Annotated in this window: 29 protein-coding genes; 21 read left to right on the plus strand and 8 right to left on the minus strand. The window is 45.8% G+C overall.

The window, feature by feature from the left end; translation table 11 throughout:
• Window positions 1–16 precede the first annotated feature (16 nt).
• From rpsH to dsbD, 16 genes are all read left to right on the plus strand, one after another.
• Window positions 17–412 carry a 30S ribosomal protein S8 gene (gene rpsH / locus ICN27_RS00500; RefSeq protein ID WP_015420245.1) on the plus strand — a complete coding sequence of 132 codons (396 nt, stop codon included), beginning with the start codon at window positions 17–19 and terminating at the stop codon, window positions 410–412.
• 10 nt (window positions 413–422) lie between these two features.
• Window positions 423–956: a 50S ribosomal protein L6 gene (gene rplF / locus ICN27_RS00505; protein WP_215308692.1), complete on the plus strand. Its 534-nt coding sequence runs from the start codon at window positions 423–425 to the stop codon at window positions 954–956.
• 13 nt (window positions 957–969) lie between these two features.
• Entirely contained in the window at window positions 970–1,323 is a 354-nt protein-coding gene (gene rplR, locus ICN27_RS00510; RefSeq protein ID WP_046329386.1) for a 50S ribosomal protein L18, read from the plus strand.
• A gap of 19 nt (window positions 1,324–1,342) precedes the next feature.
• Window positions 1,343–1,861 carry a 30S ribosomal protein S5 gene (gene rpsE, locus ICN27_RS00515; protein ID WP_015420248.1) on the plus strand — a complete coding sequence of 173 codons (519 nt, stop codon included), beginning with the start codon at window positions 1,343–1,345 and terminating at the stop codon, window positions 1,859–1,861.
• A gap of 23 nt (window positions 1,862–1,884) precedes the next feature.
• Window positions 1,885–2,073 carry a 50S ribosomal protein L30 gene (gene rpmD / locus ICN27_RS00520; RefSeq protein WP_046329387.1) on the plus strand — a complete coding sequence of 63 codons (189 nt, stop codon included), beginning with the start codon at window positions 1,885–1,887 and terminating at the stop codon, window positions 2,071–2,073.
• A gap of 27 nt (window positions 2,074–2,100) precedes the next feature.
• Complete coding sequence (rplO, locus tag ICN27_RS00525; protein ID WP_215308693.1) at window positions 2,101–2,541, plus strand: 50S ribosomal protein L15; 441 nt, start codon at window positions 2,101–2,103, stop codon at window positions 2,539–2,541.
• 17 nt (window positions 2,542–2,558) lie between these two features.
• The gene (secY, locus tag ICN27_RS00530) at window positions 2,559–3,896 is read left to right on the plus strand and encodes a preprotein translocase subunit SecY (protein ID WP_215308695.1); all 1,338 of its coding nucleotides are present in this window, start codon (window positions 2,559–2,561) and stop codon (window positions 3,894–3,896) included.
• A gap of 4 nt (window positions 3,897–3,900) precedes the next feature.
• Window positions 3,901–4,119, plus strand: a complete 219-nt coding sequence (infA, locus tag ICN27_RS00535; protein WP_015420252.1) for a translation initiation factor IF-1 — start codon at window positions 3,901–3,903, stop codon at window positions 4,117–4,119.
• 35 nt (window positions 4,120–4,154) lie between these two features.
• Window positions 4,155–4,271 carry a 50S ribosomal protein L36 gene (gene rpmJ, locus ICN27_RS00540; RefSeq protein ID WP_012357167.1) on the plus strand — a complete coding sequence of 39 codons (117 nt, stop codon included), beginning with the start codon at window positions 4,155–4,157 and terminating at the stop codon, window positions 4,269–4,271.
• Window positions 4,272–4,295: 24 nt separating this feature from the next.
• The gene (gene rpsM, locus ICN27_RS00545) at window positions 4,296–4,661 is read left to right on the plus strand and encodes a 30S ribosomal protein S13 (protein WP_215308697.1); all 366 of its coding nucleotides are present in this window, start codon (window positions 4,296–4,298) and stop codon (window positions 4,659–4,661) included.
• 18 nt (window positions 4,662–4,679) lie between these two features.
• Entirely contained in the window at window positions 4,680–5,087 is a 408-nt protein-coding gene (gene rpsK / locus ICN27_RS00550) for a 30S ribosomal protein S11 (RefSeq protein WP_011901923.1), read from the plus strand.
• Window positions 5,088–5,204: 117 nt separating this feature from the next.
• Complete coding sequence (gene rpsD / locus ICN27_RS00555; RefSeq protein WP_215308699.1) at window positions 5,205–5,828, plus strand: 30S ribosomal protein S4; 624 nt, start codon at window positions 5,205–5,207, stop codon at window positions 5,826–5,828.
• Window positions 5,829–5,851: 23 nt separating this feature from the next.
• Complete coding sequence (rpoA, locus tag ICN27_RS00560; protein WP_015420255.1) at window positions 5,852–6,832, plus strand: DNA-directed RNA polymerase subunit alpha; 981 nt, start codon at window positions 5,852–5,854, stop codon at window positions 6,830–6,832.
• 16 nt (window positions 6,833–6,848) lie between these two features.
• Window positions 6,849–7,241 carry a 50S ribosomal protein L17 gene (rplQ, locus tag ICN27_RS00565; RefSeq protein ID WP_215308700.1) on the plus strand — a complete coding sequence of 131 codons (393 nt, stop codon included), beginning with the start codon at window positions 6,849–6,851 and terminating at the stop codon, window positions 7,239–7,241.
• Between the two features lie 68 nt (window positions 7,242–7,309).
• Entirely contained in the window at window positions 7,310–7,642 is a 333-nt protein-coding gene (cutA, locus tag ICN27_RS00570) for a divalent-cation tolerance protein CutA (RefSeq protein ID WP_216268565.1), read from the plus strand.
• A 4-nt stretch (window positions 7,643–7,646) separates the two neighbouring features.
• The gene (dsbD, locus tag ICN27_RS00575; protein ID WP_216268566.1) at window positions 7,647–9,323 is read left to right on the plus strand and encodes a protein-disulfide reductase DsbD; all 1,677 of its coding nucleotides are present in this window, start codon (window positions 7,647–7,649) and stop codon (window positions 9,321–9,323) included.
• Window positions 9,324–9,370: 47 nt separating this feature from the next.
• Here dsbD and hemB read toward each other — a convergent pair whose 3' ends face one another.
• Both hemB and yihA read right to left on the minus strand, forming a co-directional pair.
• On the minus strand, window positions 9,371–10,390 hold the full coding sequence (hemB, locus tag ICN27_RS00580) for a porphobilinogen synthase (RefSeq protein WP_216268567.1): 1,020 nt from the start codon (window positions 10,388–10,390) through the stop codon (window positions 9,371–9,373).
• Window positions 10,374–11,039, minus strand: a complete 666-nt coding sequence (yihA, locus tag ICN27_RS00585) for a ribosome biogenesis GTP-binding protein YihA/YsxC (RefSeq protein ID WP_216268568.1) — start codon at window positions 11,037–11,039, stop codon at window positions 10,374–10,376. Before yihA ends, hemB begins: the two co-directional genes overlap by 17 nt.
• A 114-nt stretch (window positions 11,040–11,153) precedes the next feature.
• On the opposite strand from yihA, the gene ICN27_RS00590 reads away from it, so the two are divergent.
• Window positions 11,154–11,879, plus strand: a complete 726-nt coding sequence (locus ICN27_RS00590) for a cytochrome c (RefSeq protein ID WP_216268569.1) — start codon at window positions 11,154–11,156, stop codon at window positions 11,877–11,879.
• 79 nt (window positions 11,880–11,958) lie between these two features.
• Here ICN27_RS00590 and lysA read toward each other — a convergent pair whose 3' ends face one another.
• On the minus strand, window positions 11,959–13,263 hold the full coding sequence (lysA, locus tag ICN27_RS00595) for a diaminopimelate decarboxylase (protein ID WP_216268570.1): 1,305 nt from the start codon (window positions 13,261–13,263) through the stop codon (window positions 11,959–11,961).
• On the minus strand, window positions 13,260–13,451 hold the full coding sequence (locus ICN27_RS10375; RefSeq protein ID WP_223146582.1) for a lipoprotein: 192 nt from the start codon (window positions 13,449–13,451) through the stop codon (window positions 13,260–13,262). Before ICN27_RS10375 ends, lysA begins: the two co-directional genes overlap by 4 nt.
• 47 nt (window positions 13,452–13,498) lie before the next feature.
• Here ICN27_RS10375 and cyaY point away from each other — a divergent pair, with 47 nt between their 5' ends.
• The gene (cyaY, locus tag ICN27_RS00600) at window positions 13,499–13,882 is read left to right on the plus strand and encodes an iron donor protein CyaY (RefSeq protein ID WP_216268571.1); all 384 of its coding nucleotides are present in this window, start codon (window positions 13,499–13,501) and stop codon (window positions 13,880–13,882) included.
• Window positions 13,883–13,895: 13 nt separating this feature from the next.
• Here the strand turns inward: cyaY and aroB are convergent, their stop codons facing one another.
• Genes aroB through ICN27_RS00620 form a run of 4 tightly spaced genes read right to left on the minus strand, consistent with a single transcriptional unit; the run spans window position 13,896 to window position 17,406 of the window.
• A complete protein-coding gene (aroB, locus tag ICN27_RS00605) occupies window positions 13,896–14,978 on the minus strand; it encodes a 3-dehydroquinate synthase (protein WP_216268572.1) in 1,083 nt (360 codons plus the stop codon).
• Window positions 14,979–14,986: 8 nt separating this feature from the next.
• Window positions 14,987–15,472: a shikimate kinase gene (locus tag ICN27_RS00610; RefSeq protein WP_215310259.1), complete on the minus strand. Its 486-nt coding sequence runs from the start codon at window positions 15,470–15,472 to the stop codon at window positions 14,987–14,989.
• Window positions 15,473–15,523: 51 nt separating this feature from the next.
• Window positions 15,524–16,636: a secretin and TonB N-terminal domain-containing protein gene (locus tag ICN27_RS00615; protein WP_255534912.1), complete on the minus strand. Its 1,113-nt coding sequence runs from the start codon at window positions 16,634–16,636 to the stop codon at window positions 15,524–15,526.
• Window positions 16,637–16,641: 5 nt separating this feature from the next.
• Entirely contained in the window at window positions 16,642–17,406 is a 765-nt protein-coding gene (locus ICN27_RS00620; RefSeq protein ID WP_216268573.1) for a hypothetical protein, read from the minus strand.
• A 55-nt stretch (window positions 17,407–17,461) separates the two neighbouring features.
• On the opposite strand from ICN27_RS00620, the gene ICN27_RS00625 reads away from it, so the two are divergent.
• From ICN27_RS00625 to ICN27_RS00635, 3 genes are all read left to right on the plus strand, one after another.
• Window positions 17,462–19,798 carry a penicillin-binding protein 1A gene (locus ICN27_RS00625; RefSeq protein ID WP_216268574.1) on the plus strand — a complete coding sequence of 779 codons (2,337 nt, stop codon included), beginning with the start codon at window positions 17,462–17,464 and terminating at the stop codon, window positions 19,796–19,798.
• Window positions 19,799–19,810: 12 nt separating this feature from the next.
• Window positions 19,811–20,515, plus strand: coding sequence for a transposase (locus ICN27_RS00630; RefSeq protein WP_216268575.1), 705 nt, complete (start codon window positions 19,811–19,813; stop codon window positions 20,513–20,515).
• 194 nt (window positions 20,516–20,709) lie between these two features.
• Window positions 20,710–25,455, plus strand: a complete 4,746-nt coding sequence (locus ICN27_RS00635) for a glutamate synthase-related protein (RefSeq protein WP_216268576.1) — start codon at window positions 20,710–20,712, stop codon at window positions 25,453–25,455.
• Window positions 25,456–25,479 lie beyond the last annotated feature (24 nt).

A 25,479-nucleotide genomic window follows, 5' to 3' on the forward strand; every position in this document is an offset into this window, starting at 1 on the left:
AGAATTAGGAGAACTCATGAGTATCAGCGATCCAATCGCCGACATGTTGACAAGGATCCGCAATGCGCAAGCAGTGCAGAAACCCGTAGTCTTGATGCCGTCGTCAAAAGTTAAAGTAGCTATTGCAAAAGTCTTGCAGGATGAAGGTTATATCGATAGTTTTGAAATCAAAGGTGAAGCAGCTAAGCCAGTGCTACACATTGAACTCAAATACTACGCAGGCCGCCCTGTTATTGAGCGTATCGACCGTGTTTCGACACCAAGTCTGCGCATCTACAAAGGCCGCCACGACATTCCTGAAGTAATGAATGGCTTAGGTATTGCAATTATTTCAACCCCACAAGGCGTAATGACAGACCGCAAAGCACGTGCAAACGGCGTTGGCGGTGAAGTTATTTGCTACGTCGCGTAAGGAGAGAAATATGTCCCGCGTTGGTAAATCACCTATTCCAGTCCCAAAGGGCGCTGAAATCAGCATCAATGGTGCAAATATTACTGTTAAAGGCCCATTAGGCACTTTGACGCACAACTTGCATCCTTCTGTTGGTCTGAAACAAGAAGATGGCGTATTGACAGTTGTTTTAAATAACAACACACCAGAAGCTGGTGCACAGTCAGGTACGGCTCGCGCATTAGTAAACAACATGGTTGTTGGCGTAACTACTGGCTTTGAGCGCAAGCTCAGCTTGGTGGGCGTTGGTTACCGTGCTGCAGCTCAGGGCGAATCATTGAAGTTGCAGTTAGGTTTCTCACACGACATTATTTACAACCTTCCAAAGGGTGTAAAAGCTGAGACTCCAACTCAAACTGAAATCATTATCAAAGGCTCCAACAAGCAGCAAGTTGGCCAGGTTGCTGCTGAAGTTCGCGCATACCGTTCACCAGAGCCATACAAAGGCAAAGGTGTTCGCTACGTGGATGAGGTTGTGCACCTGAAAGAAACTAAGAAGAAGTAAGCGAGATTAGAAAATGAATAAAGACGAATCCAGACAAAGACGTGCTAGGCAGACTCGTATTCGCATTGCCGAAGCATTGGCAAATCGCTTAACAGTTATCCGTAGCAACACACATATTTCTGCGCAGGTTTATAGCCCATGTGGAACCAAGGTTGTAGCAGCTGCTTCAACAATGGAAAAAGATTTGCGCCAAGCGATCAAAAACGGCGGCAACGCTGAAGCGGCTAAACAAATCGGCAAGTTAGTTGCTGAGCGTGCTGTTAAGGCAGGCATTGTTGATGTTGCTTTTGATCGTTCCGGTCATCGTTACCACGGCCGTATTAAGGCCTTAGCTGAAGCTGCGCGTGAAGCCGGCCTGAAGTTCTAAAAAGGTTTAGGAAAAAGACATGGCAAAAATGCAAACCAAGATGCAAAACGAAGAGCGTGATGATGGTCTTCGCGAGAAGATGATTGCTGTTAATCGTGTAACTAAAGTGGTTAAGGGTGGTCGTATTCTCGGCTTCGCTGCACTTACGGTAGTTGGCGATGGCGATGGTCGTATCGGCATGGGCAAAGGTAAATCAAAAGAAGTGCCAGTTGCTGTTCAAAAGGCAATGGACGAAGCACGTCGCAAGATGATCAAGGTTTCCTTGCGTAAAGGTACTTTGCAGCATACTGTGATTGGTAAACATGGCGCATCACGCGTGATGATTTCTCCAGCTAAAGACGGTACTGGTGTTATTGCCGGTGGCCCAATGCGCGCCATTTTCGATGTAATGGGTGTAACTAATGTTGTTGCTAAGTCACTTGGCTCAACAAACCCTTACAACATGGTTCGTGCAACGATTGATGGCTTGAGCAAGATGAGTACTCCTTCTGAAATTGCTGCTAAGCGCGGTAAGTCAGTTGAAGAGATTCTCGGCTAAGACCAAATATTAGGAATCTATAAATGACAACAACTAACTCCAAAGTCAAACTGCAATTAGTACGCAGCTTGATCGGCACACGCGAAAGCCACCGTGCAACCGTTCGCGGCTTAGGCCTGCGTCGTATCAATTCTGTTTCAGAATTGGAAGACACACCAGCTGTTCGCGGAATGATTAATAAAGTTTCTTATCTAGTTAAAGTCGTTGGCTAATAACTAGCAAGTAAATAGGCGAAGAATATGCAACTCAATACACTCAAACCCGCACCGGGCTCAAATAAAAATCGTCGTCGCGTAGGTCGCGGTATCGGTTCTGGTCTTGGAAAAACAGCTGGTCGTGGTCACAAAGGTCAGAAGTCACGTTCCGGCGGATTCCACAAAGTTGGATTCGAGGGCGGCCAGATGCCAATGTATCGTCGTTTACCTAAACGTGGTTTCGTGTCCTTGACACGTCGTCACGTTGGTCAAATTACTTTGAATGACTTAGCAAAAATCAACTTGCCAGAAGTGGATTTATTAGTTTTGAGAGCCCACGGTTTTGCTGGTGAGCAGATTAATTCAGTTAAAGTTATTAAGACAGGTGAACTGTCTATTGCTGTAACCCTCAAAGGTATTACTGCAACTGCAGGTGCAAAAGCAGCTATCGAAGCAGCTGGCGGCAAATTGGTTGACTTAGTTTAATTAGCTTTAAGTAAACGATGGCACTCGCACCTACCAACGCAGCAAATATTGCTCAATCAGGAAGCAAGTTTGGCGAATTACGCCAACGCTTGGTATTCCTGGTTTTAGCATTGCTCGTGTTCCGTTTGGGTGCGCATATCCCTGTGCCTGGTATTGATCCAGACCAATTAGCACAATTGTTCTCCGGTCAAAAAGATGGCATCTTAGGAATGTTCAACCTGTTCTCGGGTGGTGCCTTATCTCGCTTCACAGTATTTGCCTTAGGAATCATGCCGTACATTTCTGCATCGATCATTATGCAGTTGATGACTATTGTCATCCCTTCACTAGAATCTCTGAAAAAAGAAGGTCAAGCAGGACAGCGCAAGATTACTCAGTACACCCGTTACGGCACTGTGCTCCTAGCGACATTCCAGGCTTTAGGCATCTCCGTTGCTTTGCAAGCCCAACCAGGTTTGGTTATTAACCCTGGCCTGATGTTTGAACTCAACACAGTGGTGACTTTGGTTACTGGCACTATGTTCCTCATGTGGCTTGGCGAGCAAATTACTGAGCGTGGTCTTGGTAATGGTATCTCCATCATTATTTTTGGCGGCATTGTTTCTGGCTTGCCAACTGCAATCGGTAGCTTGCTTGAATTAGTTCGCACCGGTTCCATGAATATCCTCTCTGCATTGCTTATCGTAGTGATCTGTATTGCAGTAACTTATTTTGTAGTGTTTGTAGAGCGTGGTCAGCGCCGTATCTTGGTGAACTACGCTAAGCGTCAAGTTGGCAATAAGGTGTACGGCGGTCAGTCTTCATACTTCCCATTGAAGTTGAACATGGCTGGTGTTATCCCTCCAATTTTTGCTTCATCTATTATTTTGTTCCCTGCAACGATTGCTGGCTGGTTTACATCAGGTGAGCCAAGCAATATGTTTAGCAAGGTGATCAAAGACTTGGCAGCAACATTAGCCCCAGGTCAGCCTGTCTACACAATCTTGTATGCGGCAGCGATTATTTTCTTCTGCTTTTTCTACACAGCTTTGGTTTTCAATAGCCGTGATACAGCGGAGAATCTAAAGAAGAGCGGTGCCTTTGTTCCAGGTATTCGTCCTGGCGATCAAACAGGTCGTTATATCGACAAGATCTTAGTACGTTTGACATTGGCCGGTGCAATTTATATGGTTTTGGTTTGTTTGTTGCCAGAATTCTTAGTGTTGAAGTACAACGTGCCATTCTATTTTGGCGGTACTTCATTGTTGATTATTGTCGTTGTTGCAATGGACTTCATGGCTCAAGTTCAGTCATTCGTAATGCAACAACAATATGGTTCTTTAATGAAAAAAGCTAACTTTAAGATGGGCGCTTAACTGAATGTCTAAAGACGATGTAATTCAGATGGCGGGAGAAATTATTGAGAATTTGCCGAACGCAATGTTTCGCGTGAAGCTAGAGAACGGACATGTGGTTCTAGGGCACATTTCTGGAAAGATGAGGATGCATTACATCCGCATATTGCCAGGAGATAAGGTGACGGTGGAGATGACTCCTTACGACCTGACGCGCGCCAGAATCATTTTCCGAGCAAAGTAAAGATTAAGAAGTACATATTTTTTTAGAGGTGAGTTATGAAAGTTTTAGCATCCGTTAAGTGTATTTGCAGAAATTGCAAGATCATTAAGCGCAAACGCGTTGTTCGCGTGATCTGTTCTTCAGACGCACGTCATAAACAGCGTCAAGGCTGATCTGGTTAATTAAGAGGAAATCTCATGGCACGTATCGCTGGGGTAAATATCCCAAATCATCAACATACTGTTATTGGTTTAACAGCAATTTTTGGCATTGGCACAACACGTGCTCGCAAAATTTGTGAAACCACAGGTGTTGCTATCGACAAAAAAGTTAAAGATCTTACTGACGCTGACTTGGAAAAGTTACGTGATGAAGTAGGTAAGTTCATCACTGAAGGTGACCTTCGTCGTGAAGTAACGATGAGCATCAAACGTTTGATGGACTTAGGCTGCTATCGTGGCGTTCGTCATCGTAAGGGCTTGCCTGTTCGTGGTCAACGTACTAAGACTAATGCGCGTACCCGCAAGGGCCCACGTAAGTCTGGCGTGCAACTCAAGAAATAATCAAGAAAGTTTATTGACATGGCAAAACAACAATCCGCTTCTGCAGCTTCACAGCGCGCACGCAAGAAGGTTAAAAAGAACGTAGCTGATGGTATTGCGCACGTTCACGCTTCTTTTAACAACACCATTATTACGATCACTGATCGCCAAGGAAATGCGCTTTCATGGGCAACATCTGGTGGACAGGGCTTTAAGGGCTCACGTAAATCAACTCCTTTTGCAGCTCAGGTAGCAGCAGAGGTAGCAGGTAAAGCTGCTGTTGAGTGCGGAATCAAGAATTTAGAAGTTCAGATCAAGGGCCCAGGTCCAGGTCGTGAATCAGCAGTTCGTGCATTGAACTCTTTGGGTATCAAGATCACTGAGATTCAAGACGTAACTCCAGTTCCACATAATGGTTGCCGCCCTCCAAAGCGTCGTCGTATCTAAGCTTGGATGTTGGCAGTACAACAGTTTTAGTAGTTTTTATTAAAGCCCACTGTTCATCTGAATTAAAGGGTGAACTCACCGTGAGTCGTAAGACTGCGGCAAAGAAAGGAAAGCATCGTGGCACGTTACTTAGGGCCTAAGGCCAAATTAGCACGTCGGGAAGGTACCGACTTATTTTTAAAGAGCGCACGTCGCGCCCTGTCAGACAAGTGCAAGTTAGATACTAAGCCTGGTCAACATGGCCGTACATCTGGCTCAAGAACATCCGATTACGGTAATCAATTGCGTGAAAAGCAAAAGGTAAAGCGTATGTACGGAATTCTAGAGCGTCAGTTCCGTCGTTATTTCGCTGAAGCTGAGCGTCGTAAGGGCAATACTGGCTCAACATTACTTCAGTTGTTGGAATCACGTCTTGATAACGTTGTTTATCGTATGGGCTTTGGTTCTACTCGTGCTGAAGCGCGTCAATTGGTTTCCCACTGTGCAATTTTGCTCAATGGTAGCCCAGTAAATATTCCATCTATTCAGGTCAAGCCTGGTGATGTAGTTGCTATTCGTGAAAAAGCGAAGAAGCAAGCTCGTATTACAGAATCACTCAATTTGGTTCAGCAGATGGCAGCAGTTGGCTGGGTATCAGTCGATGCGGCCAAGCTGGAGGGAACATTTAAGCAAGTGCCTGACCGTGAAGACATTAGCGGCGAAATTAATGAAAGTTTGATCGTCGAATTGTACTCACGCTAATTAGGCACTCTCAAGGAAAAAATATGCAAACAAATTTGCTCAAGCCAAAAATTATTTCTGTTGAAGCGCTTACCGCCAACCAAGCTAAGGTTGTTATGGAGCCGTTCGAGCGTGGTTATGGCCACACACTCGGCAATGCATTACGTCGTGTTTTGTTGTCCTCGATGGTTGGTTATGCGCCAACTGAAGTAGCAATTGCAGGTGTTGTTCATGAATACTCCACATTAGATGGCGTTCAAGAGGATGTAGTTAACCTTTTGTTGAACCTCAAAGGTATCGTATTTAAGTTGCAGTCACGTGATGAAGTTACTATCAATTTGCGTAAAGAAGGTCCAGGCGTAGTTACTGCAAAAGATATCGACTTGCCACATGATGTAGAAATCATTAATCCTGATCACGTTATCGCTCACTTGTCAGCTGGTGGCAAGTTGGATATGCAGATCAAGGTTGAAAAAGGTCGTGGCTACGTGCCAGGCAATATGCGTCAATACCATGACGAAGCTACCAAGATCATTGGTCGTATCGTGCTGGATGCCTCATTTAGCCCAGTAAGCCGTGTTAGCTATGCTGTTGAATCTGCTCGTGTTGAGCAACGTACCGACCTAGATCGTCTAGTTATGACAATCGAAACAAATGGTGTGTTGTCTCCTGAAGAAGCAATTCGTCAAGCCGCTACTATTTTGGTTGATCAATTGGTTGTATTCGCAGCCCTTGAAAGTAGCGAAGTTTCTGGTGATCTCGCGCCAAGCCGCTCTTCAATGGTTGATCCAATGTTGATGCGTCCGGTTGATGATCTCGAACTCACAGTGCGCTCTGCGAACTGCTTGAAGGCTGAGAACATTTACTACATCGGTGACTTAATTCAACGTACTGAGAATGAATTGTTGAAGACGCCTAATTTAGGTCGTAAGTCTTTGAATGAAATCAAAGATGTATTGGCGGCTCGTGGCTTAAGTCTTGGCATGAAACTCGAAAGCTGGCCTCCAGCTAACCTCGAGAAATAATTAGAAAGGAAGCATCATGCGTCACGGAAACGGCTTACGCAAACTAAATAGAACATCATCACATCGCTTAGCGATGCTGCGCAACATGTCCAATTCTCTTTTGGAGCACGAAGTGATTAAAACCACTTTGCCAAAAGCAAAAGAATTGCGCATGGTTGTTGAGCCTTTGATTACCTTGGGTAAAAAAGATAACTTAGCAAACCGTCGCTTAGCATTCAATCGCACACGTGATCGCGATATCGTTACCAAACTCTTCACAGAGTTAGGCCCACGTTATGCAACTCGTCCAGGTGGTTATCTTCGTATTTTGAAGTTCGGCTTCCGTCATGGTGACAATGCACCTATGGCTTTGGTTGAGTTGGTAGATCGCCCAGAAGTTGAAGAAACAGCAGTAGCTGAAGCAGCTTAAGTGCTTTAGTAAGATTAAAAGCCAGGCTTCGGTCTGGCTTTTTTCATTGATACGGTTATAAATATGAAATGACCCCTGATAAATCTACTGAGTTACTGATTGTTGTCACCACTTTTGCATCGCTAGAGGACGCAAAGAAAATGGCGCATCAACTGATTGAGGGCCAATTAGCGGCCTGCGTACAAATTCAAGAGGGTGTTCATTCCATCTATCGGTGGGATGGCAAGATTTGCGAAGAAAAGGAAGTTTTATTATCAGCAAAAACAATTGCAGATAAATGGATTGATATTTCTAGCTTCATCAAAATTCATCATCCCTATGATCTAACAGAGTTGATTGCCTATGCCCCAGAAAAATACGAGGCGCATTATGGTAAATGGGTAGAGTCCGAGGTAAAGTAGTTCAATGAAATTCCTTAGTAAATTTATTCCCCTAGCATATACATTGCTTGTAGTAATTAGCAATGTATATGCGGCGCCGGAATTCCTCCCTCCTGAGAAAGCATTTCAGGCTGAAGCAACATGGGTGACCAATACAAATGATGTCGAGATAGAAATTTTCCCGGCTAAGGCTTACTACATCTATCAGGAATCTCTCCATCTCAAGATAGGCTTTCAGCCGAATAAATTAGATCTTGTGAAGACATCGTTCCCAGCTGGCATCGAAAAGTTTGATGAGACTTTTCAAAAGAAAATGCAGGTTTATAAACAGGCATTTCTTATTACACTAGATAAAAAAGCTGAAATAGGAAAGCCACTCTACGTGGAATTGGAATTGCAGGGTTGTGCCGAAGCAGGAATTTGTTATCCACCAATGACGCTGAAATTTTTACTTTCGGGTCCCGGAGTAAAGGCGCGGCCGATACCAGAAGTATTGGATGGAGTTGATTCAAACAAGAATTCAAAAAAAGTATTTAGCTTGATGGATGTCTGGCGTGAGCGCGATGATGTGAATGCCATAAGTCGCTTTTTAGAGAGCACTCCCACAGCATATTTATTCTTGGCCTTCTTCATTCTGGGTTTGGCTTTAGCTTTTACACCTTGCGTACTTCCCATGTTGCCTATTTTATCGAGCATCGTGTTTGGAGCGCAGGGCAAGCAATCCATTGCTAAGGGACGTGCGAGCCTCTTGGCCGCGGCCTATGTGCTTGGGATGGCCTGCGTCTACGCCTTGGCAGGGGTCTTGATGGCTGCGCTAGGGAGTAGCGTTCAAAGAGCCCTACAAAGCCCTGCAGCGCTGATTGGGTTTGCATTGCTGCTATTGGCCCTATCGGGGAGTTTATTTGGTCTATACGAGCTCAGAATGCCACACTCATGGCAGCAAAAGGTGGACCAATTGGCGGGGCGTCACAAGGGCGGTAGCTTTGCGGGCGCCTTTGCTTTAGGTGGAATTTCAACATTAGTTGCCAGTCCTTGTATTACCGCTCCCTTAGCTGGAGTGCTCGCCTTTATTGCTCAAACAGGTTCAATGAGTTTGGGGGCAGGACTCCTTTTTGTAATGGCTTTAGGCATGGGATTGCCGCTTTTCTTTATTGCCATTGAGGCTCGCATCTTAATTCCATCCACTGGCATTTGGATGGTTTGGTTACAAAGAACATTGGGTGTTTTATTGGTTGCTACTGCGGCATGGATTGCTTCACCGCTAATACAAAGTAGCAGCGGAGAAGCGGGAAGCAAGACGGTAGTCAATGGTCAGCGACAACATCAGATTGGAGCAGCTAGTTTTGTCGTGATTGACTCTAGTGCGCAATTAGACCAATTTTTATCCAAAGCAAAAGAGCAAAAGAAGTTAGTACTCTTAGATTTTTATGCAGACTGGTGCATCTCTTGCAAGGAGATGGAGGTCAACACGTTTGCCAATCCCGCAGTGAATGAGGAGCTACAGAAATTTGTTTTACTGCAGGCGGATGTAACAAAGAATAGTGTCGAGAATCAGGCTTTATTGAAACGCTTTGGATTATTTGGCCCGCCTGGAATTCTGATTTTTGATCTCAACTCAGAAGAATTAAAAGATCAACGGGTAATTGGCTACATGCCACCACAACGCTTTGTTGAGCGCTTGAAAAAGGTGCTGGGAAATTAATGGATCTTAAATATGAATGTGCATAGAACCCATTCATACCTAAATAATTATTTATTTGCTTTGATTAGGCGCGCTGCTTCGATTGCGAAGTAGGTCAAGATGCCATCAGCGCCAGCACGCTTAAAGGCGAGCAAGGATTCCATCATCACAGCATCATGATCAAGCCAACCATTTTGCGCGGCAGCTTTGAGCATGGCGTATTCACCGCTCACTTGATAGGCATAAGTGGGGTAGTTAAATTCATCGCGTACTCTACGAACGATGTCTAGGTAAGGCATGCCAGGTTTAACCATTACCATGTCAGCACCTTCACTGATATCTAGAGCAACCTCCCGCAAAGCCTCATCAGTATTAGCGCAATCCATCTGGTAGGTTTTCTTATCAGCTTTACCTAAATTTTTTGCTGAACCAACTGCATCACGAAATGGGCCATAAAAAGCAGACGCATATTTGGCGGAATAAGCCATGATGCGGGTATGTATCAGATTCTTTTGCTCTAAGGCTGCGCGAATTTTTCCGATACGACCATCCATCATGTCCGATGGTGCAACGATATCAACGCCAGCTTGTGCTTGAGCAACAGCTTGTTGAACCAAGATTGCCGTAGTCTCATCATTCAGGATGCGACCTTGATCATCTAGTACGCCATCTTGACCATGGCTTGTGTAAGGGTCAAGCGCTACATCGGTCATGATGCCTAAATTAGGAAAGCGTTTCTTGAGTTCATGCACTGCATTTGGAACTAAGCCATTCGGATTGAAGGCTTCATTTCCGTCAGGTGTTTTTAGAGAGGCATCAATCACTGGAAAGAGTGCTAGAACGGGGATGCCTAAAGAGACGCATTCTTCGGCAACGCTAAAAAGTAAATCGAGTGATACGCGATTAACCCCAGGCATGGAGGCAACGCCTTGAGATTGATTTGTGCCCTCGAGTAAAAAAACTGGATAGATTAGGTCACTTGTACTGAGATGATTTTCTTGCATCAGGCGACGTGACCAATCATCGCGTCGCATACGACGAGGGCGATGAGCCGGAAAGCTCAATACAGAGTTAGCCTGTGATTTCATCTTCTTGAGTCTCCGCTGCAAATAACCATTTAATAACAATATTGTCGGCCTCTTCGAGACCAATGCGCTTGGTGCTTGAGAATAATTGTGCCGTAAGTTTCTTGGAATCACCATTGCCATCAGGCAAGGCTGGATCATATTGTTGTAATTGTTTGCGCACCGCCTCTAAGGCGTGCTTAGATTCACTTTTATTGAGCTTGTCGCACTTACTGAGCAAAATATGGATGGGTTTGCCGGTTGGGACGAACCATTCAATCATTTGCTCGTCCAGCTCGGTAATGCCGCGCCTGGAGTCCACAATCAGTACCATGCCTACCAGTTGCTCCCGCTCTTGCAGATAATCGCTGAGAAGGGCATTCCAATGGTATTTGGTCTCATGATTGACGGCGGCATAGCCATATCCAGGCAAATCCACCAGATAGGCCAAAAGATCATCTTTTGCAAAAAGGCCAAAATAGTTAATGTGCTGGGTACGCCCAGGTGTTTTACTGGCAAAAGCAAGGCGTTTTTGGTTACAAAGCACATTAATTGCGCTGGATTTACCCGCATTTGAGCGCCCAGCAAAGGCTACCTCTCGGAGTGGAGTGGCAGGTAGACAATGGGTGTCATTGACTGTGGTCGCAAATCGGGCTTGAAAGAGTTTAGACATGTCCAGAAGCTATTGTAAAATCACGCAAAATCATGAAATATCTCATGGTGTTGGGTAAAAGGTTATAAAAGTAGGGCCCAAACACTTTTAGGAATTTTTGCCAAGGTAAACATAATGCGTCAAACCCCTCAAATCTCCAAATTAACTAGCTTACGTGCTGGCTTTGCAGTTCTATCTATTTTCGCTCTAAGCGGTCTTGCGCCACAAGCTTTTGCTGCCGATCCGGCACCCATGGCTCCCGCCGCAGAGACAAAGGCCGCGGTTCCAGCTAAGCCAAAGGTTGATGCGGCTGCTGGTGAATCACTCTATAACTCTGGAGATGCAAGTCGCGGAGTTGTAGCCTGTATTACATGCCATGGCCCTAAGGGTCAGAGCGCTGTAGCTACTTGGCCCAAGTTGTCTGCTCAGCATGCTGCATACACAGCGAAACAGTTAAAGAATTTTAAAGAAGGCACTAGAGTGAATGCCATCATGATGGGCATGTCTATGCCCTTAAATGAGCAAGATATGATCAATATTGGCACTTTCCTTTCTCAGCAGGCTCCATCCCAAGGTGTTGCCCAAAGTAAAGATGCTCTTGCATTGGGTAAGAGTATTTATGGTGGCGGTATTGCATCAAAGGGTGTTCCAGCCTGCGCTGGCTGCCATAGTCCTAACGGTGCAGGTATTCCTGCGCAATATCCACGCCAAGGCGGACAGTGGGCTGAATATTCCTACAATCAGCTAGTCAATTTCCGTGAAGGTACTCGTAAAAATAGTACTCAGATGACAACGATTGCCACGAAACTTTCTGATCAAGAGATGAAAGCGGTTTCTGATTACATGGCAGGCTTGCATTAATCATTACTTAAGTAAAAGAACAAAACCCCGCTGATGTAGCGGGGTTTTTTATTGCTTGGAATTTACCAAGAGAAATGAATTAAATTGAATCTGGCAAGGTGGCTTCACTAGCAAAGAGATCAGCAATGTTTTCACGTGCACGAATAACATAGGCATTCTTACCGTCAACCATGATCTCTGCGGGTTTTGGTCTGGTGTTGTAATTGGAAGCCATCACAAAGCCATAGGCACCAGCAGATAAAATAGCGAGCAGATCACCTTCTTCAACCGCAAGCTGACGATCTCTTCCAAGCCAGTCACCAGATTCACATACGGGTCCAACGACGTCATAAGTGGAGCTTGTAACTTGCTTAGTTTGCGCTGGAACGATTCCGTGATATGCCTCGTAGAGCGCTGGGCGCATTAACTCTGTCATTGCTGCATCCACAATGCAAAAGTTTTTCTCAGCACCAGGCTTGAGATATTCCACTTGCGTCAAGAGCAGGCCAGCATTACCCACTAAGGATCTACCAGGCTCTAAGACTATATCAAGATGCCCAAAGCCACGTTCAGCAACGCGATTGAGTAAGGTGTTAGTGAACTCAGTAATGTCTGGCGGGTTATCGTCGCCATAAGAAATACCAAGACCTCCACCTAAATCAAGATGGTGTATCTCAATACCCTCTTTTTTCAATTGAGTCACTAGCTCAAGCACTTTATCAAGCGCGTCAAGATAGGGTGAAGTATTTGTGATTTGCGAACCAATATGACAGTCAATACCAACCACATCAATTTGTGACAGTAGGGCAGCTTCACGATATGTTTTTAAAACCTCGTGATAAGCGATACCAAATTTATTGCCTTTTAATCCGGTAGAAATGTAAGGATGCGTTTGCGCATCTACATCAGGATTCACGCGAAGGGAGATTGGGGCACGGCAGTTGAGCTTAGTGGCAACCCGATTAATTTGGTGTAGCTCTGCAATTGACTCTACATTGATACATTTAACGCCGGCTTGCAAGGCTTGCGCAATTTCATGAGCAGATTTACCAACACCTGCAAACACTAAACTTTTTGGATCTGCGCCAACAGCTAGGGCGCGAGCTAATTCACCGCCGCTGACTAAGTCAAAGCCGGAACCTAATTTTTTAAAGCAATCAATCACCGCTAAATTGCTATTTGCCTTCATCGCATAGTGAACGCGAGCTCGTCTTTTGCCAGAGGAATCTACACAAGCTTTGTCGTAGGCCTGATAAGCCTCAGTTAATGCTTTTTTGCTATAGACATACAGGGGCGTGCCAAATTCTTTTGCCAAATCAGATAACGGAATTTCCTCTGCATACCAAGTGCCATTTCGTTCTGTAAATCCAGCTAAGTCGGGGAGTGGAATCGCTTTACTTGTCATTGCTTGGTCGATGTGGAGTTATTAGCAGTAGGGCTTTGGGGTGGATAAAGCTTGCCTTTGGGCTCTGGCTCAGCAGGAGGACTAGGTGCTGGCGGCACATTTGGCAAATACAGGGGACCTCTAACCCCACATCCAACTAGGGATATTAGCAGGCCAATGCCGAGAGTTCTTTTAAGAATCGCTATCATGAATGTCTCTAAAACGAATGATTGAATATAGCATGCAGGACTCGAATATGAAGCCAGCCAATTTAACTGTAGAAACCATTGACGATAAGCAATTTCATCAGTTGGGTAGTAATTTATTGGAGTCCATCGAAGTGGCCCTAGAAGCTGCAGACGATGCGCTAGACCTCGATTTGGATGTGGAGCGCCAGGGTGGAAACGTGATTAATATTCGGTTCAGAGATCGCAGCGTGATAGTGGTCAATACCCAGCCCCCTTTGCACGAGATTTGGGTGGCGGCTAAATCTGGCGGTTATCACTACCGTTGGGCGGGCACTTTAGGCTCCCCGCTATGGTTAGATACTAAAACTGGGCGCGAACTACTGGGCGACTTATCCGAATTTGCCAGTGCTCAATCTGGTCAGGTGATCACTATTAGCCTGCTTCAGAGATAAGTAGGCCAGGAAATCAAACTGCTCCAGTCGCTGTTAGAGTTTCAATAACCCGATCATCGGGAACACTTTTAATTTGAGCTTTGCCAATCTTCTCTAAAACGACGTAGCGAATTTGTCCGCCCTCAGTCTTTTTATCCACTTGCATTAATTCCATATAACGCTGTGCGCCAAACTTGGGTGGTGTTATTGGCAAATTCATGGATTGAATGATTTGAGTTAGGCGGTTGGCCTCATCTTGAGTAATGAAGTTCAGGCGTCTTGAGAGATCTGCACCCATGACCATACCGCAGCCAACAGCTTCACCATGTAACCACTCGCCATAGCCCATACCTGCTTCGATTGCATGGCCAAAGGTATGCCCGAAATTCAATGTGGCACGAATACCACCTTCTCTTTCATCGGCTGACACTACGGCCGATTTGATTTCGCAAGAGCGTAAGACTGCATGTGCCATTGCAGTGGTGTCGCAGGCCAGCAAAGCTTTTGCATTTACTTCAATCCAATTTAAGAACTCAGCATCTGCAATCGCACCATGCTTGATTACTTCAGCTAGGCCTGCAGACAGTTCGCGTGCAGGCAATGTCTTCAAGGTATTGAGATCAGCAATCACTGCTACTGGCTGATGAAAAGCCCCGATCATATTTTTCCCAAGTGGATGGTTAATGCCCGTCTTTCCACCAACTGAGGAGTCCACCTGAGCCAGTAAGGTTGTTGGGACTTGAATGAAGCGAATGCCGCGCATAAAGCTTGCAGCGGCAAAGCCGGTCATGTCTCCAATAACGCCACCACCTAAAGCCACCAACATAGTTTGACGATCAGCACCAAACTTGAGGAGGTCATCAAAAATCAACTGAAGATTTTTCCAGTCCTTATAAGACTCTCCGTCAGGCAAGACAATTGTTCTGACGGTCTTGCCTAGTTTCTCTAAGGTCTTGGTAAGGCGTTCTGCATACAAAGGGGCAACAGTCGTATTAGTGACAATATAAATCGATGTTGCTTTTTCACAGGCGCTAAATAATTCTGCTTGATCTATTAAATCTGTACCAATATGAATGGGGTAGCTGCGATTGCCTAGATCAACTTCTAGTGTTTTCATGGATAAATTTATGCGGAGAGTTCGAGTTGCATGATTAAAGTGTTGACTAGCTGATTGACACTGGGTTTTCCAGTCTCAATAATATAGTCAGCGATTTCGCGATACAAAGGATCACGAATAGCGTAGAGGTTTTCTAGAATCTTTTTTGCATCACCATTCTTAAGTAGTGGCCTACCTTCACCGCCTTTAGTGCGATGCCACAGCTCCATGGGATTAGCGTGGAGATAAATTACTGTCCCTCTCTCGCCGAGGAGCTGACGATTCTCAGGCAGGAGTACAGCGCCGCCGCCGGTTGCCAAAATGAGATCATGTTCGGCTGTGATGTCACTGATGGCCTGAGCCTCACGTTTACGAAATCCATCTTCACCTTCCATTTCGAAGATGACGGGAATCTTGACTCCACAACGATCTTCAATCACATGGTCGGCATCTAAAAAGCGGCGCCCTAATTTTTTGGCCAGCAACTTACCGACGGTCGACTTTCCAGCGCCCATCAGGCCAATGAGAAAGATATTGTTGGATGAAGATTTCACCCTTTGATTTTATTAGTGTTTGTCCAGTACAGTGGGAGTTAAGAAGACTAATAGTTCAGTTTTATCTGCTAATTTAGATTTATGGCGAAATAAATGCCCTATCAATGGAATATCGCCTAGGAGCGGAACTTTGATTTCGTCATCGCGTTCTGTGGTTTGAAAGATGCCCCCAATAATGGCCGTACCCCCATTTTCAACGGTGACCTCAGAGCTGAGATTTTTGGTGTCAATTGCATAGCCCTGTTCAGTTTTCATGCCAATGGTGTCTTTATTGATCCCCACTAACATGGAGATCTTTCCATCTGGATGGATCTTGGGCAACACCTCTAGGCGTAAATTGGCTTTGCGAAACTGCAATTTACTCCCGCTTTGAGAGCTGACTTGGTAGGGTAGTTCGGTTCCCTGCTCAATCGTGGCTTTAACCTGATCGCCAGTCATGATGCGGGGGTTCGAGAGAATCTTGCCCTGGCCATCGGACTCGAGTGCTGAGAGCTCCATTTGCAAGAGTCGGGCCGCATTCTTAGAAACCAGGGTGGCAGCCAAGGTGGCTGGGTTGAATCCAGCCAAGCCAGTGCCTGAGAGATCAAGGTTTGCGCTTGCGTTTTGGTCTGGGCGATTGCCAATGCCATTGGCTTGGTACCCCAACTTGATACCCAGTTCTCGGGCAAAGCGCTGATCAGCTTCGACAATGCGAGCCTCTATGAGGATCTGGCGTGGGCTATTAATATGATCGCCCCCAAAAGGTAGGGCAGCATCCTCCCGACGAAATTTTTGAAAGCTTTGAATTTCTGCATGAGGGCCTATCCAGTAAATATCGTCATTGCGGACAAGGCGCAATCCTCTGCTAGCAAGAATGGAATGTAGAGCAGTTTGCCAAGGTGTGTCCTTGAGGTCGACCGAGATTTTGCCCTGAATAGATTCGCTTAGGAGAAAGTTGGTATTACCCATTTTGGCTAAAACCTGCAAAAGTTCAGTTACTTCAATTTGGCTAAATTGAAGACTAATGCGACCCTCTTTAAGAGTGTTTGGAGCGCTCGCTTCAGGGAAGTGGCCTTGAGCCGAATTGAGTAAAAAAACTAGTGTCAGGGGGAGTAAAGTGCCGCGCGGTTTCTGTAAGATCTTCAATGGAGTCACTCTGATTTGGTGGATTTAAAGGTGATGGATTTGCCTTTGAGATGAGTCAAGATAGCCAGCTCTTTTTCGGCTTGAGTTAGGCGCCATTCCCCTAATGCCAGGTTCCCCTTGCCCACCATCTTCGTAGACTTGCCGGTGTGAAAAAAAGCCTGCTCTGCAGTCCCCATACGAGTGATACCTAAATACCTCCAGCGACCAAGCTCTGCTTCATACGGGATAGTGGCAGGCTTGCTTTGAGCGACTTGTATTGGCGGTTTTATCTCAATTGAGTGAATACTCACTTCTATTTCATCTATTACTTCATATAGATCGTCTCGCTCAGCACGCCATGCGTTTTGAGAGGATTCCAATTCTTCTTTAAGAGCTAAAAATTGACTTTGAAGGGCGTGTATTTGCTGTTCAGCCCCAGACTGATTGGATTCAAAGAAAAAAAAGAGGCTAATTCCACAGACTAATAAGGCTCCACCAAAGATCCAAATAGGACTGAAATTAAGCCCCTTTACTTGGAGTGGCTTGGTAGAAAAAGAGGGCTTTGTAGTCTTAGTTTGGGGCGATGCATCCATCCCGAGTGGAGGGGCGGTTTTACGAATTCCATGGGGATCTGGAATGGCGGGGTCATCTCCCAGTTCACTCAGAATGTCATCAAAAGACTGGGGAGAAATATGGCGTGGTGGCATGCCATATTGTTCTTTCTGTGGGTGTGAAAAACGATCAGGCAAGGCAGAATTGACTGTAAGAAAAGTGCTAAGCGGGTATTTCAAGGGGAAGTTTTGGCCTTAGAAAGGGAATTACGTAAGCACCCTATAATTTGAGGCTATGGCTCTACCCCCAAAAGACAAGCCGCCCTTAAACGGGAGGTTTAACCGACAGCCTGATAGACGTCCCGGTCAGCAAAGAGCGGAGCGTTTCTCGTCCAAAAAATCGGGAAGCAATCCCCTGATTAAGGCGATGTTGGTTATCGGCGTGTTCTTTGCAGTGATATTCACACTGTTGCTGGGCTATGCTTTTTTAATAGCCAAGCCGAATTTGCCCAAGATCTCGGCACTGGTTGATTACAACCCTAAAACACCATTGCGTATCTATACAGCTGACAAAGTTCTAATTGGGGAGTTTGGGGAGGAGCGCCGTAAGGTAATTCCTTTAAACGAAATCCCAATGAGTATGCGCAATGCAGTTTTAGCCATTGAAGATGATCGCTTTTACTCTCATGGTGGAGTGGATTACGTCGGCATCCTGAGAGCTACGCTCACCAATTTACGCGGCAATCTTTCCCAAGGTGCCTCAACCATCACAATGCAGGTGGCACGGAACTTCTTCCTCAGTAATGAGAAAACTTTCAGTCGTAAGATTTACGAGGTTCTCTTAGCCTGGGAAATTGAGTCCCAATTAAGTAAAGATAAGATTCTGGAGATTTATATGAATCAGATCTTTTTGGGGCAAAGAGCTTATGGATTTTCTAGTGCAGCCCAAATCTACTTTGGTAAAGAGTTAAAAGACATTACGATCGCTGAATCAGCGATGTTGGCCGGCTTGCCAAAAGCACCATCGGCATATAACCCTGTGAGCAATTTCCGGCGTGCCAAAATTCGACAGGAATATATTTTGCAGCGCATGCGTGATTTATCGTACATCACGCCTGAGCAATATCAAATCGCCATGGCTGAAGAATTACATATCCGCGGCCTTGGCAATGAATTTAGTACTCGCGCAGATTTTCCTGCTGAGATGGTTCGTCAGCTTCTGATTGCGCAGTATGGCGAGGCAATCTATTCGCAGGGAATAGATGTTTACACCACAATCTTGAAGGCGGACCAAGATGCCGCGTACAAAGCGGTACGACGCGGTATTTTTGAATACGACTTACGTCACGCATATCGTGGTCCTGAGGGATTCATTGATTTGCCAGAAGATACAGTGAAACGTCAACGTGCAATTGATGAAGCTTTGTTGGCTTACCCGCAATTGGATGATTTGCAGTCCGGCGTTGTGCTCGATATCAAGCCAAAAGAAATGCAGGTAATGATTTCTACTGGGGATACGATCACCATAAAGGGTGAGAGTATGAAGCTTGCCGCCGCCGCTTTAACTGATAGCACTCAACCAAAAAAACGTTTGCGTCCTGGTGCAATCGTTAGACTGCTTTCCGAGGGTGGGGTCTGGAAGTTGGCGCAGTTACCTCAAGTTGAAGCTGCCTTTGTTTCAATGAATGCCGAGACGGGTGCGATCCTCTCTTTAGTAGGCGGCTTTGATTTCCGCCGAAATAAATTTAATCACGTCACTCAGGCCCAGCGCCAACCGGGCTCCTCTTTCAAACCATTTATTTATGCCGCAGCGATCGAGAAAGGCTTTTCTCCAAGCACGATGGTGAATGATGCCCCGCTATCTATAGGCGGCCTAGAAACAGGGAGTCAAGCTTGGGAGCCAAAGAACTACGATGGCAAGTATGAGGGTTTAATGCGTTTACGCACTGCATTAGCAAAATCAAAAAACTTGGTTTCAGTGCGACTAATTCGTACTATCGGGCCATCTTATGCTCAAGACTATATTCAACGTTTTGGGTTTGAAGCAGAGAAGCATCCACCTTATTTGACAATGGCCTTAGGTGCAGGCTCCGTCACACCTTTGCAAATGGCATCTGCTTACAGTGTTTTTGCTAATGGGGGCTATCGTGTAGATCCTTACTTAATTAATAAGATGACAGACTCAAAAGGCGCGGTACTGTTCGAGGCCAAGCCTACTCATGCGCGTGAAGATGCTCCCCGCGTGTTAGATGCAAGAACTTCTTTTGTGATGGACAGTATGCTGCAAGAAGTTACGAAAACCGGCACTGCAGCCAGTGCGAGAGCAAAATTAGGCCGGAATGATATCGCTGGTAAAACAGGTACTACCAATGAGTCGCACGATGCTTGGTTCGCGGGATATAACCCGAAGGTAGTTGCAATTGCTTGGATTGGCTTTGACAAGCCTGCAAGTTTGGGTGATCGTGAAACTGGTGGGGGCCTCGCTTTACCAATGTGGATCTCCTATATGAGTACTGCCTTGAGGGATGAGCCACAACAAGCACGCGAAGTGCCTGCGGGCGTTACCCAAGTGGATGGTGATTGGTTTATCCCTGAATTTTCAAATAATGGCGGTGTGCGCGAACTGCAGTAGTTCGTTTTTGTAATGGCAAGGCAAGCGCGCACCATCATTCCCGGTCAAGCGATGCATGTCATGGTCCGCGGCAATAATCGAGAAATACTTTTTTTTGGTGATGCTGACCGCCGCATCTATTTAGATTGGTTAAGAGAGGCTGCCAAACAATTTGCTTGTTCGGTACATGCATTTGCCTTGATGCCAAATCATGTGCATCTCTTAATGACCCCCCAGAATGCAGACTCGCTTGCAAAAACAATGCAATCCCTAGGTAGGCGTTATGCCCAGTATTTCAATCAGCAGCAGCGGCGGTCGGGAACAATTTGGGAGGGACGCTATCGCTCTTCCTTAATAGATCCAGAGTATTTTTTACGCTGCCAACGCTTCATTGAACTCAATCCTGTGAGATCTGGTTTTGAATCAAGCTCACAGGCTTCGACATGGACTAGTTTTGCTTCCCACATTGGCGACAATGCAGAGCCTTGGCTGGTTGACCATCAGCACTTTTGGAGCTTGGGTAATACTCCTTTCGAGAGGCAAATGACTTGGGCTGCATTTGTGAAAGAGGGTGCGCCTCACTGGGAAGATCGCCAAATTACCGAGGCTTTGGTGAGATCTAAGCCGTGGATAAGCGATGCTTATGCAAAAAAGCTATTTAAAGACAATCCTGAGCAGGTATTAATACGGCGTCGTGGGCGACCTAAAAAATTAATTTCAACTAATTCAATAAGTTAGAGCTTATATAAGATGTTTTGCCTCTAGCCTAATCGCCAGCATATTATGACTATGTCCCTTTTATAGCGATTCCATTCGGATCCTCCCTAATTTAAATGGGACAGAGTTATTTTATTTCTATTGCTTCAATATGGGTATTCCCCTATATTAGATCCTCCAAAAGTAATCAGGCCCTTAGGGCAAGCGGAAATACTATGACTACACACATGAATACAGACCTTCGTCCAATCGCACAGGGTCTTTACGATCCACAAAATGAGCATGATGCTTGCGGCGTAGGATTCGTTGCCCACATCAAGGGTAAGAAGTCACATGAGATTGTTGCTCAAGGATTGCAAATTCTGGAGAACTTAGATCACCGGGGTGCTGTAGGTGCTGATCCGCTGATGGGCGACGGCGCAGGAATTTTGATCCAAGTGCCGGATACCTTATATCGCGAAGAGATGGCAAAGCAAGGTATAGAGTTACCGCCATTTGGTGAATACGGCGTTGGAATGATTTTCCTGCCAAAAGAACAGGCATCGCGTCTAGCTTGTGAACAAGAGCTAGAGCGTACAGTTCGCTTGGAGGGTCAAGTTGTTTTAGGTTGGAGGGATGTTCCGGTTGATGTAAAGCTGCCAATGTCTCCAACAGTGCAAATGACCGAGCCATTCATTCGTCAGATATTTATTGGTCGCGGCCGCGACATCATGACTACCGACGCACTTGAGCGTAAGTTGTATGTGATTCGTAAAACTGCAAGCCATGCAATTCAAGATTTGCATCTGAAGCACGGTAAAGAATATTTCGTTGCATCGATGTCAGCTCGCACCATTGTTTATAAGGGTTTGCTATTGGCTAACCAGGTAGGCGCGTATTACAAAGACTTACAAGACTCTCGCACTGTATCCGCATTAGCTTTAGTGCATCAGCGTTTCTCCACAAATACTTTCCCTGCTTGGGAGTTGGCTCATCCATATCGCATGATTGCGCACAACGGGGAGATCAATACTGTTAAAGGCAACGTCAACTGGGTCAATGCACGAGAGGGCGCAATCAGCTCCCCAGTACTTGGTGATGATCTTAAAAAATTATGGCCACTCATCTATCCAGGTCAATCTGATACAGCCTGTTTTGATAACTGTCTAGAGTTATTAGTCATGTCAGGTTATCCATTGGCACAAGCAATGATGATGATGATTCCAGAGGCGTGGGAACAGCACACATTGATGGATGAAAATCGTCGCGCATTCTATGAGTACCACGCCGCAATGATGGAGCCATGGGATGGCCCAGCAGCGATGGCCTTTACGGATGGTCGCCAGATTGGTGCTACCCTAGATCGCAATGGTTTACGTCCAGCGCGTTATTACGTCACAGATGATGACTTAGTCATCATGGGCTCTGAGGCTGGTGTTTTGCCAATTCCAGAAAGCAAGATCGTTCAAAAATGGCGCTTGCAACCGGGCAAGATGTTCATGATTGATATGGAGCAAGGCCGCATTATTGATGACGTCGAATTGAAGGATGCCGTCTCTAAAGCCAAGCCATATAAGAGCTGGATCGATGCAGTACGTGTGAAGCTCGATGAAGTCGATGCCAGCAAGGCAGATTTAGTAGATGAGAAAAATACTATTCGACCTGCGGCAAAATTATTAGATCGTCAACAAGCTTTTGGTTATACCCAAGAGGACATCAAGTACCTCATGGCACCAATGGCTATGAATGGTGAAGAGGCAATTGGCTCGATGGGTAACGATAGCCCACTAGCCGTACTCTCTAATAAGAACAAGCCACTGTATAACTACTTTAAGCAATTATTTGCACAGGTTACCAATCCGCCGATTGACTCTATCCGTGAAAACATGGTGATGTCTTTGGTGTCCTTCATTGGACCTAAGCCGAATTTGTTGGATACCAACAATATCAATCCGCCAATGCGCTTGGAAGTGAATCAGCCGATTTTAGATTTCGACGATATGACCAAGATTCGTCATATCGGTCACTACACCAACGGTAAGTTCCGCTCATATGAGTTGGATATTTGCTACCCAGCATCCTGGGGCAAGGCTGGTATTGAAGCTCGCCTAGCATCCTTGTGTGCTGAGGCTGCTGATGCTGTTCGCTCTGGTTACAACATCTTGATCGTGAGCGATCGTCAGGTTGATGAGCAGCATGTGGCTATTCCGGCATTATTGGCAACTTCAGCCATTCATCAGCACTTGGTTGAAAAAGGTTTGCGTACCAGTGTTGGACTCGTAGTTGAAACTGGTAGCGCGCGTGAGACACATCATTTCGCACTCTTGGCTGGTTATGGTGCTGAAGCGGTTCATCCGTACTTAGCAATGGAAACCTTGGCTGAGATGGCTAAAGGTTTGTCTGGTGACCTGTCGGCAGAAAAAGCGGTCAAGAATTTTGTGAAAGCGGTTGGTAAGGGATTACAAAAAGTAATGTCCAAAATGGGTATCTCTACTTACATGTCCTATACCGGCTCACAGATTTTTGAAGCGATTGGTTTAAATAAGGATGTGATTGATCATTACTTCAAAGGCACTCCATCTAACGTAGGTGGTATCGGTGTATTTGAGGTGGCTGAGGAAGCCTTGCGCATGCATCAGTCTGCATTTGGTAATGATCCTGTTTTGACCAACATGCTCGAGGCTGGAGGTGAATATGCCTTCCGTATCCGTGGTGAGGACCACATGTGGACTCCGGATACGATTGCGAAGTTGCAGCACTCCACCCGTGCCGGTATTGATAAGGGCTATCAAACTTATAAAGAGTATGCCAATCTGATTAATGACCAAACTAAGCGTCAGATGACCTTGCGCGGTTTGTTTGAATTCAAGATTGATCCAGTGAAAGCGATTCCATTGGACGAAATAGAGCCTGCTAAAGAAATCGTTAAACGTTTTGCAACCGGTGCGATGTCTTTAGGTTCTATCTCTACAGAAGCGCATGCTACTTTGGCAATTGCGATGAACCGGATTGGTGGCAAGTCTAATACCGGTGAAGGCGGCGAAGATCCAAACCGTTATGTGAATGAACTCAAAGGTATCCCAATCAAGAAAGGCGAAACCTTAGCGAGCATTTTGGGTGACGATGTTGTTGAAGCAAACATCCCTTTGTTAGACGGTGATTCATTGCGCTCCAGAATTAAGCAGGTTGCCTCCGGTCGTTTTGGAGTGACTACTGAATATCTGCGCTCTGCTGATCAAATTCAGATCAAGATGGCCCAAGGCGCGAAGCCTGGTGAAGGCGGACAATTGCCTGGTGGTAAGGTTTCTGATTACATCGGTAAGCTGCGCTTCTCAGTGCCAGGTGTTGGTTTGATTTCTCCTCCACCGCACCACGATATTTACTCGATTGAAGATATCGCCCAGTTAATTCACGATCTAAAGAACGTCAACCCAGCGGCTGACGTGTCTGTTAAATTGGTTTCTGAAGTCGGTGTCGGTACGGTTGCCGCCGGTGTTGCTAAAGCGAAAGCTGATCACGTAGTGATCGCTGGACATGATGGTGGTACAGGTGCATCACCACTCTCTTCTATTAAGCACGCTGGTTCTCCATGGGAATTAGGCTTGGCTGAAACTCAACAAACATTGGTGCTCAATGGTTTGCGGAGTCGTATTCGTGTGCAAGCCGATGGCCAAATGAAAACCGGTCGCGATGTAGTGATCGGCGCTTTATTGGGCGCAGATGAGTTTGGTTTTGCAACGGCGCCATTAGTTGTTGAAGGTTGCATCATGATGCGTAAGTGTCATTTGAATACCTGCCCAGTTGGTGTTGCTACACAAGATCCTGAATTGCGCAAAAAGTTCTCTGGTAAGCCAGAACACGTTGTGAACTTCTTCTTCTTTATTGCTGAAGAAGTACGCGAGATCATGGCTCAACTCGGCATTCGTAAGTTTGATGACTTAATTGGGCGCGTTGATCTTTTGGATACACGCAAAGGTATCGAGAACTGGAAAGTTCATGGCTTAGATTTCAGTAAGATTTTTGCTGAGCCTAATGTGCCTAAAGATACTCCCCGCTACCAGATCTTGACTCAAGAGCATGGCTTAGGTAGTGCGCTGGATAATATCTTGATTGAGAAGAGTGAGCCTGCATTACAAAGTGGCGAGAAAGTTTCCTTCATAGTTCCTGTGAAGAACGTGAACCGTACTGTTGGTGCAATGCTCTCCGGAGAAATCGCTCAGCGTTATGGTCATGCTGGTTTGCCGGATGACACTATTCATATTCAATTGAATGGTACTGCTGGTCAAAGTTTCGCTGCCTTCTTGGCACGCGGTATCACCTTGGATTTAGTTGGTGATGGTAATGACTATGTTGGTAAAGGCTTATCTGGTGGACGTGTGATTGTGCGTGCGCCACATGAATTCCGTGGCGATACATCCAAGAACATCATTGTTGGTAATACCGTTCTCTACGGAGCAATCGGTGGTGAAGCATTCTTTAACGGCGTTGCTGGCGAGCGTTTTGCAGTTCGTAACTCTGGCGCTACAACTGTTGTTGAGGGTACGGGTGATCATGGTTGCGAGTACATGACTGGTGGCACTGTAGTGGTGTTGGGTGCAACTGGTCGTAACTTTGCGGCAGGCATGAGCGGTGGTATTGCTTATGTTTATGACGAAGATGGTCTCTTTGAGAAGCGTTGTAATACCAGCATGGCAACTTTGGAAAAAGTATTGCCTTCCGCTGAGCAGATTGCCAAGATGCCTCAATCACAGTGGCATGCCCCTGTTGATGTGAAGGATGGTGGCGAGCGTATGACTGATGAGCAAATTCTGAAGGGCTTGATCGAGCGTCATTTCCGCCACACTGGTTCAGAGCGTGCAAAAGCACTCTTAGCCGATTGGGAAAATGCTCGCGGTCGCTTTGTGAAGGTGCTGCCTACTGAGTACAAGCGTGCTCTAGGTGAGTTGTGGGAGAAAGCACAAAACAAAACTATTGCAGCTTAATCAATATAGATATTAAGAAAAGAT

Origin of the sequence: Polynucleobacter sp. Nonnen-W13, assembly GCF_018881735.1 — a bacterium.
Taxonomy (GTDB): Bacteria; Pseudomonadota; Gammaproteobacteria; order Burkholderiales; family Burkholderiaceae; genus Polynucleobacter.

Excerpts from the sequence above, each read along its gene's own strand:
- ICN27_RS00635 (WP_216268576.1), top strand. The coding sequence starts at position 20,710 with ATGACTACACACATGAATACAGACCTTCGTCCAATCGCACAGGGTCTT.
- rplF (WP_215308692.1), top strand. The coding sequence starts at position 423 with ATGTCCCGCGTTGGTAAATCACCTATTCCAGTCCCAAAGGGCGCTGAA.
- cutA (WP_216268565.1), top strand. The coding sequence starts at position 7,310 with ATGACCCCTGATAAATCTACTGAGTTACTGATTGTTGTCACCACTTTT.
- dsbD (WP_216268566.1), top strand. The coding sequence starts at position 7,647 with ATGAAATTCCTTAGTAAATTTATTCCCCTAGCATATACATTGCTTGTA.
- secY (WP_215308695.1), top strand. The coding sequence starts at position 2,559 with ATGGCACTCGCACCTACCAACGCAGCAAATATTGCTCAATCAGGAAGC.
- infA (WP_015420252.1), top strand. The coding sequence starts at position 3,901 with ATGTCTAAAGACGATGTAATTCAGATGGCGGGAGAAATTATTGAGAAT.
- cyaY (WP_216268571.1), top strand. The coding sequence starts at position 13,499 with ATGAAGCCAGCCAATTTAACTGTAGAAACCATTGACGATAAGCAATTT.
- rplR (WP_046329386.1), top strand. The coding sequence starts at position 970 with ATGAATAAAGACGAATCCAGACAAAGACGTGCTAGGCAGACTCGTATT.
- ICN27_RS00630 (WP_216268575.1), top strand. The coding sequence starts at position 19,811 with ATGGCAAGGCAAGCGCGCACCATCATTCCCGGTCAAGCGATGCATGTC.
- ICN27_RS10375 (WP_223146582.1), bottom strand. The coding sequence starts at position 13,451 with ATGATAGCGATTCTTAAAAGAACTCTCGGCATTGGCCTGCTAATATCC.
- rpsK (WP_011901923.1), top strand. The coding sequence starts at position 4,680 with ATGGCAAAACAACAATCCGCTTCTGCAGCTTCACAGCGCGCACGCAAG.
- rpmJ (WP_012357167.1), top strand. The coding sequence starts at position 4,155 with ATGAAAGTTTTAGCATCCGTTAAGTGTATTTGCAGAAATTGCAAGATC.
- lysA (WP_216268570.1), bottom strand. The coding sequence starts at position 13,263 with ATGACAAGTAAAGCGATTCCACTCCCCGACTTAGCTGGATTTACAGAA.
- rpsE (WP_015420248.1), top strand. The coding sequence starts at position 1,343 with ATGGCAAAAATGCAAACCAAGATGCAAAACGAAGAGCGTGATGATGGT.
- rpsM (WP_215308697.1), top strand. The coding sequence starts at position 4,296 with ATGGCACGTATCGCTGGGGTAAATATCCCAAATCATCAACATACTGTT.
- rpsH (WP_015420245.1), top strand. The coding sequence starts at position 17 with ATGAGTATCAGCGATCCAATCGCCGACATGTTGACAAGGATCCGCAAT.
- ICN27_RS00590 (WP_216268569.1), top strand. The coding sequence starts at position 11,154 with ATGCGTCAAACCCCTCAAATCTCCAAATTAACTAGCTTACGTGCTGGC.
- rplO (WP_215308693.1), top strand. The coding sequence starts at position 2,101 with ATGCAACTCAATACACTCAAACCCGCACCGGGCTCAAATAAAAATCGT.
- hemB (WP_216268567.1), bottom strand. The coding sequence starts at position 10,390 with ATGAAATCACAGGCTAACTCTGTATTGAGCTTTCCGGCTCATCGCCCT.
- ICN27_RS00610 (WP_215310259.1), bottom strand. The coding sequence starts at position 15,472 with ATGGGCGCTGGAAAGTCGACCGTCGGTAAGTTGCTGGCCAAAAAATTA.
- rplQ (WP_215308700.1), top strand. The coding sequence starts at position 6,849 with ATGCGTCACGGAAACGGCTTACGCAAACTAAATAGAACATCATCACAT.
- aroB (WP_216268572.1), bottom strand. The coding sequence starts at position 14,978 with ATGAAAACACTAGAAGTTGATCTAGGCAATCGCAGCTACCCCATTCAT.
- ICN27_RS00625 (WP_216268574.1), top strand. The coding sequence starts at position 17,462 with ATGGCTCTACCCCCAAAAGACAAGCCGCCCTTAAACGGGAGGTTTAAC.
- rpoA (WP_015420255.1), top strand. The coding sequence starts at position 5,852 with ATGCAAACAAATTTGCTCAAGCCAAAAATTATTTCTGTTGAAGCGCTT.
- rpmD (WP_046329387.1), top strand. The coding sequence starts at position 1,885 with ATGACAACAACTAACTCCAAAGTCAAACTGCAATTAGTACGCAGCTTG.
- yihA (WP_216268568.1), bottom strand. The coding sequence starts at position 11,039 with ATGTCTAAACTCTTTCAAGCCCGATTTGCGACCACAGTCAATGACACC.